Source organism: Priestia flexa NBRC 15715, from assembly GCF_001591565.1.
Lineage (GTDB): Bacteria > Bacillota > Bacilli > Bacillales > Bacillaceae_H > Priestia > Priestia flexa.
The window spans coordinates 1-6,870 of sequence record NZ_BCVD01000161.1 but is presented as its reverse complement, the minus strand read 5'-3'; the positions used below and the strand labels follow the sequence as shown (position 1 = coordinate 6,870).

8 protein-coding genes are annotated in these 6,870 nt (G+C 38.0%); 1 reads left to right on the top strand and 7 read right to left on the bottom strand.

Features of this window, described 5'->3' with window-relative positions:
* Nucleotides 1-18: 18 nt before the first annotated feature.
* Nucleotides 19-1,248, bottom strand: coding sequence for a Zn-dependent hydrolase (locus tag BFL01S_RS18255; protein WP_025908055.1), 1,230 nt, complete (start codon nucleotides 1,246-1,248; stop codon nucleotides 19-21).
* Between the two features lie 758 nt (nucleotides 1,249-2,006).
* Here BFL01S_RS18255 and BFL01S_RS18250 point away from each other — a divergent pair.
* A complete protein-coding gene (locus BFL01S_RS18250; RefSeq protein WP_025908056.1) occupies nucleotides 2,007-2,537 on the top strand; it encodes a DL-endopeptidase inhibitor IseA in 531 nt (176 codons plus the stop codon).
* A gap of 30 nt (nucleotides 2,538-2,567) precedes the next feature.
* On the opposite strand, the gene BFL01S_RS18245 is transcribed toward BFL01S_RS18250, so the two are convergent.
* From BFL01S_RS18245 to BFL01S_RS20930, 6 genes are all read right to left on the bottom strand, one after another.
* Nucleotides 2,568-2,981 (bottom strand): GNAT family N-acetyltransferase, encoded by a 414-nt coding sequence (locus tag BFL01S_RS18245; protein ID WP_025908057.1) that lies wholly within the window; start codon nucleotides 2,979-2,981, stop codon nucleotides 2,568-2,570.
* A gap of 165 nt (nucleotides 2,982-3,146) precedes the next feature.
* Nucleotides 3,147-4,151: an LLM class flavin-dependent oxidoreductase gene (locus BFL01S_RS18240; RefSeq protein ID WP_061786563.1), complete on the bottom strand. Its 1,005-nt coding sequence runs from the start codon at nucleotides 4,149-4,151 to the stop codon at nucleotides 3,147-3,149.
* Nucleotides 4,148-4,435, bottom strand: a complete 288-nt coding sequence (locus tag BFL01S_RS18235; protein ID WP_025909566.1) for a DUF3219 family protein — start codon at nucleotides 4,433-4,435, stop codon at nucleotides 4,148-4,150. The genes BFL01S_RS18240 and BFL01S_RS18235 overlap by 4 nt, the downstream gene beginning before the upstream one ends.
* A 65-nt stretch (nucleotides 4,436-4,500) precedes the next feature.
* Nucleotides 4,501-5,094, bottom strand: a complete 594-nt coding sequence (gene uptA / locus BFL01S_RS18230; RefSeq protein WP_025909565.1) for an undecaprenyl phosphate transporter UptA — start codon at nucleotides 5,092-5,094, stop codon at nucleotides 4,501-4,503.
* 117 nt (nucleotides 5,095-5,211) lie between these two features.
* The gene (locus BFL01S_RS18225; protein WP_025909564.1) at nucleotides 5,212-6,594 is read right to left on the bottom strand and encodes an MATE family efflux transporter; all 1,383 of its coding nucleotides are present in this window, start codon (nucleotides 6,592-6,594) and stop codon (nucleotides 5,212-5,214) included.
* A 79-nt stretch (nucleotides 6,595-6,673) separates the two neighbouring features.
* Nucleotides 6,674-6,870, bottom strand: a 197-nt coding sequence (locus BFL01S_RS20930; RefSeq protein ID WP_218008543.1) for a hypothetical protein, incomplete at its 5' end; no start/stop codon positions are given.

The window sequence follows — 6,870 nt, the reverse complement described above, 5'->3', positions numbered from 1 at the left end:
TATCTCAGTCTCTTTTTTCTATTCAAGCAGCTGCATCACCGCTTCTAATAATACATTTACGCCTTGTTCACACTGCTTCCACTCAGTAAATTCCTCCTCGCAATGACTTTTACCATTCAAGCTTGGTACAAAAATCATCGCCGTCGGTACATAGCTAGCAATAAACTGCGCATCGTGACCCGCTCCGCTTACCATTCGCTTATAAGAATACGTGAGGTTTTGCGTTGCTTTCTCAATAACTCCACACACTCTTTCATTAAACCATACGGTATCTCGTCCCCATTGTTTCGTTGCTTTCATCGCACAGCCTTCCGCTGCTGCTAAAGAGGATAGGTTTTTAATTATTTCTTCTACTTCTGCAATAACATTCATATCCTTGTGTCTAGCTTCAATGGTAAAAATAACTTGATTTGGGATGACGGTATGAATATTTGGCAAGACGTTCATGCGCCCCATCGTAAAAACTAGTTCTTCATCAATTGCGCTCAGTTTTTCACGCGCTTTTTGGATAATTGTATTAGTAGCGAACAGGGCATCTTTTCTCATCTTCATTGGTGTGGTGCCTGCGTGATCGGATTCACCTGTAATTTCAATTTCATAGCAAACCATCCCAAGCACACACTCCACTACTCCAATTGATAGATTTTCACTTTCCAATACAGGGCCTTGTTCAATATGTAACTCCAAAAATGCAGCAGCTTCTGTTAAGCGGTTTGTAATATCTCCCTCATAACCACTTGCTGCTAAAGCTTGCTCAAAAGTTGTGCCTTCCACATCTTGTTTCTTTAACATTGTCTGCTTATCAAATTTCCCAGACAACACTCCTGAAGCCATCATTGAAGGTTCAAATCTAGCTCCTTCCTCGTTTGTAAAGTTCACAATCATAATGGGAACTTTCGGCTTAATGTTGTTCTCTACAAGAGTTCTTACAAGCTCTAACCCTGCCACAACTCCTAGTACGCCATCGAAGCGACCACCTTTTTTTACCGTATCGAGATGAGAACCCATGACAATAGGTGGCTTATCTTCAACTCCCGGTAAAGTTGCATAGATACATCCCATATCATCAATTTTAACTGTCATGCCTAGCTGCTCGCAGCATTCGCAGAAATAATCGCGTACCAGTCGATCTTCCTTAGATAGAGATAGCCTTGTAACACCGTTATTAATTGTTTTTCCATAGTCAGCAAATGCTTCAAGCTCTTGTTTTAACCGTTCACCGTTTACTACTAATTTTTGTCTTTGCAAAGCAACCACTCCTTCGTTTCTTCTTAAATGAATGATGTGGAAAATACTTGATGTCGAAAAATGAATATTCATTATTATGACATAAGCAACGATGCAAATCCCCTTTTATGTTAGGACTCCTAGCAAACTCTTACTTTATAACAAATTATACAAAAACACTGCTTTTCCTCTTCTTAATTTATAATTTATGATTTCTAGCCTTACTTATAACCAATGTTCATAAATAAGTGCTTACCTTTATACTACGGTTCAGTAAACACTTCTCTTTGAAATTCCGATAAAACGACATAAAGGTGACAAAACTAGTTCTTTTTTTACAAAGGGGTGTGAGGCAAGAGAGTCGTATTTATATGTACATAAAAAAAACAAAAGTCACTTCAAAATGACTTTTGCTTTTATTTAGATCCTTCATTTTTATTTCGTCTTGCAATACTCACAACCGTTACTAGAAACCCAACAACAACAGCAATAATTAAAAAGATAGTTGCTGCAAACAAATAACCCATTATGTTCTCTCCTTCAGTGTAATCTAGACATACCTATCTTACCACAGCCATATCATTTAACAAACTACATTCAAAATATGTCGCAGTCATTTCATAACTTCAGGTTTGTTTTAAAATTTAAAGGGAAAAATAAACATAAATTCGGAAAACCCCTTTTCTTTTTCTGAATTCTGTTGTAATATAAATGTAACATAAATGTAATATAAGCAACATGAATGTTACATAAAAATTCATTTAGGAGGGAGAATCACAATGAAAAAATTTAAACTAGTTCTAATGACAATGGCTCTTTTCTTTACAATGACTGCAGGTGCTACGGCCGCAACAACGTCAGCAACCCTATCAAATAACCAAGCTATTAAAATTGCGGCGGACGCAAACACTCGCTATTGGAATACATTACACGGTTACAAACAAAAAGCGTGTACACAAAAAGCATTTACTTATAAAGGCACTTATTATTCTTATGTTTGCAGCGAATTTGATACAAAACAAAAAGTTACTTCTTACTTAAGTGGAGTTTATACAAATAGCGCAATTAATGCAGGACTAACAAAATACGGTTTTATCACACATAACGGCAAGCTAGCTCGTCCAGTTGGAGATGGTGGAAACATGTTAGAGTGGAATAAAGCCAAAGTTAAATTAACATATCAACGTTCTGATGTACGCTCTTACGAATTCACTGTTCCCGACGTAGAAGGTGGCACTGTAAAACGCACGGTCACATTCTATAAATCAGGAGCTACATGGAAAGTAAATAAATTTGATGCTGTACAATAATAAAAAGGTAGGCTTTCGCCTACCTTTTTATTATTGTACTAACGACATGCCAGGTGCTTCTGAATCCCGCTCTTGAAACCCGAGCTTCTTATAAAACTGCTGTTTTCCTTTTACAGCAAAAAGTTGAATGGACTCAATTCCTCGTTCGTTACATTTATTGACGATCCCTTCAATAACTTGCTTTCCTAGCCCTTTTTTTTGATAAGTTGGAGCTACCATCACATCACAAATTAAAGCTTGGTAAATACCATCTGAAATCATTCGGCCGAACGCAATTAACTGATGATTATCATAAATAGAAAACGTATAAAAGCTATTGCATACCGCTTCATAAAGCTGCTCTTTCGTATAGCTTGCTTTTTTACTTTTCTTTAAGCCACTCTCTTCATGAAGATATGCAAATTGATGAAACGCAGGTAACTGCTCTGTTGTTATGTAACCCATTATTCTGTCCCTTCCTTTCTTTCCACTAGATTTATCTATTTTACTTTCATTAAGTTTGAATAAATAAACACCGATATAAATATTTATACAATAAAAGTTATAAAAATTCAATAGTAATCCATTACTTTAAACAAACAGCTAATTTTTGTCACAAAAAAGCTTCCTTTATAAGGAAGCTTCTTCAGTAAATATTTCATGTGCTAAAAGTTCGTAGGATTGAAGGCGCTCTTCAAACGATGGAATGAACGAAACGAGCATAAACTCATCCACTTGATAAGCTTCCTGCATAGATTTAAGCTTATGTTTGATTGTCGTTGGTGAACCAATCAGCATTTTCTTTTCAATATCAGCTTTAACCTGATCATCTGGCAATTCGTCAATATATTGCTTTGCTTCATCAACTGGAAGGAGACCTACTTTGCCGTCTCCTCTTTCACTTTGAATACTCCATGCTAACGCACTGTGAGCAAGTTCTTTTGCTTTTTCATCTGTTTCTGCACAAATAACCGATACCGTTAATAAAGCTTCTGGATGTTGCTGTCCTCGATGAGATTGAAAGCTTGTACGATACTCGTGCAAAATCTCTTCTGGGTCTTTGTTACTCATAAATTGTCCAAATGCATACGGCAAGCCGTACTTAGCAGCTAGTAAAGCGCTTTTTTTGCTTGTTCCAAGAATCCACGGTACTGGAGAAACCGCGGGCAATGGAGCAGCCTTCAGGCCAGTAACAGCGCTTTTTTTATAGTTTAGAAAATGAAGCAACTCTTCTACTAAAGCAGGCATCTTAAATGCTTGCTGCAGAAAGTTATCCGAAAGAGTTGTCATGACGTCTGTTCCGCCTCCTGGTGCTCTACCTAGCCCAATATCAACGCGATCAGGAAGCAGCGCTGCAAGTGTATTGTACACTTCCGCTACTTTATAAGGCTTGTAATAAGGTAATAAAACGGCTCCAGGACCAAGCCGAATTTTCTTCGTTTGTGCACCAATATAGCTAAGCATGACTTCTGGAGCGGAGCTTGCTAATCCCTTTAAATCATGGTGCTCAGACATCCAATAGCGCGTGTATCCCAGTTTATCTGCTAGTTTTGCAAGCTCAACAGACTCAACTAACGCTTGTTGAGGTTCTTGACCCATTCTTATTGGTGATTGATCGAGTATGCTAAGCTTCATTTAGGTTGCTCCTCAACAAGAGTTAAGGTAAACGTTCCTATTTGATTTTCCTGATATAAGTTTGTAACGGATGTAAAGTATGTTTGAATGACAGCAAAAAAAGACTCATTCTTTGCCGGAATACGAACATGAAACTTATTTTTATATAACAAGGTGGTAACATCATGATATGCTTCGCTTGTCACGTCAAATTCAAACGTAATGTAGCGCTTTTCTTGTTCTTGCTTTTCTTCAAAATGTCGAACTATAAGCTTTGTGTCGTTTAGCCATACTTCATTTATCATTGTATCACTCCTTACGTATAAGCATCATAGCACTACCTTATACATAAGAACAACTAATTGGATTCTCACTTTTGAGAAGAAGCAGGCTTTTTAAACACAAAATACAAAACGACGCCCACAAATGCAAAGACAATAAAAGGAATGGTATAGCTAGTCGCAATTTCCTCAATATTAATCCAGTTTTCTTTTAGCTGAATCCCTAAATAGACAAATAGTATGGACCAAGGAACCATTGCTAAAATGGTTAAGAACGTGAATTTCCAAAACGACATTTTTGCAATGCCAGCTGGAATAGAAATAGCATGCCTAACCACCGGTACAAATCGAGCGGTAAATACAATTCCTGTTCCATATTCCTTAAACCATTTTTCTGAAACATCTAGGTGTTTTTCACGAATAAATAAATACTTTCCATACTTTTGTAAGAATGGACGTCCACCGTAAGCTCCGATCCAATATAAAAACCATTGAGCAATCGTTCCACCAATTATTCCAGCGATAACTGCTCCCCAAAACGTAATAATTCCTTTCGTTACCATGTAGCCACCGTATGCTAGTACAATCTCACTCGGGATTATTTCAACCATCAACCCCAATGCAATGCCAATGTACCCAAAGCTTGTCAGCAGCTCTAAAAGATCTGTTAAAAACGCTCCCATGCCTCCACCTACTTCCTTATTGTGGTCAAGCTCTATGACACTATCATATTAACGTTTTTACTTATGTATAACTTTTCTCCACACGAAAAAACCTTAAAGAATATTTCTTTAAGGTTTTTAAGCTTGCACAGGTTCTGTTTTTTCATGATTAACAAGCGCATGATTTTCCCATGCTCTGCTTTTCCAGCGAAAGAACATAATAACGGCTCGCGTCCACTCATCTGCAGCAATTGCTAACCAAATGCCCGCAAGCCCCATATCTAAATGGAACACAAAGAAATAGCCAAGCGGTAAGCTCATGAGCACCATTGAAAACAAGCCAATAAATAATGGATATTTAGCATCACCAGCTGCGCGCAGAGAATTAATTAGGACAATATTCATTGTTCGCCCTGTTTCTAGCACAATACTTAGCACTAAAACCGTAGCACCTAGCGTAATGATTTGTTCATTATCTGTAAATAAACTCATTAGTTTTGTTCGAAACGAAATAACAAGCACTACCATTCCAAGCGTAACCCCTACAGCCCACTTTACACTGTGCCAAACGCGCGTATAGGCTTCATCTTTTTCGTTCCCACCTACTAATCGGCCTACAATAATGGATGTTCCAATTCCAATAGCGATGGCAAACAAGTAAATAAACATTGAAATATTGGTAGCGTACTGCCTAGCTGCTAACGATTCTGAGCCAAGATACGTTGCATAATATAAAAAGACAATTTGACAACCTTGATACATGACTTGCTCAAATGCTGATGGAAGGCCAATCTTTAAGATTTTCCCCATATATTCTTTTGATAACGATAAATAGTACTGAACCTTAACTTTGTATTCCATCACTTGATATAGCAACCAGAAGAAAACCATCAATGCAAGCAAGCGGCTGACAACTGTTGAGATAGCAGCCCCCTGAACACCCATTTCTGGAAAACCAAACTTCCCAAAGATTAATAGATAGTTTCCAACAATATGGAATAAATTCATACCAAGAGATACAAACATAGCTTGTTTTGTAAAGCCATGAACACGGATGATAGCAGCTAACGAGTTAATAATCGCTTGTAAAAAAATAGCACCACCAACAATCGCTAAATAACTTTGCGCGTAAGCCAAAACTTCGCCTTGCAAGTTCATAGCAGCCATCATGCTGCGTGCAAACAATAAAAAGAACACGCTAATGACTATGCCAACAATTAAATTCATAGTAACTGCCAAAGCTGATATTCTAGCGGCTTCCATGTAGCGCTTTGAACCGATGTACTGAGCAACCACAATCGCCGCACCGTTCCCAATTACTTCTAAGATTAAAATCGCAATATGTAGGTATTGGTTTGCTGCTCCTACTCCTGATACCGCGTCATCGGAAAGCGCGCTTAGCATAAACGTATCGGCAATTCCCATCAGCATAAAAAGAAAAACTTCTAAAAAAATAGGCCATGTTAAAAAGAATAGATTTAGCTTTTCTCCAGAGCCCTTTTTGACCTCAACAGCGGTCATACCCTCACCCTCTTTACCGATATCCTTTTTCAACCAAATCGTATCTTAACACACTTTCTCACTACATGCACTACCCTTTTCACCTATTTTTTTCGACATTCGAAAGTTTTTCAAATAAAGAGAAAGAGGATGGGACATAACAAAACAAATTTTCAAAAATATCAACACTCCCTTTTCTCACCTCTTTAGTTACCTGAACAAGTTCGTTCCACTGCTCTACGGCCACTCGCTTTCCGCGGGGAGGAACCTGAGCTGCGCTGCGGAACTCAGTTTGCC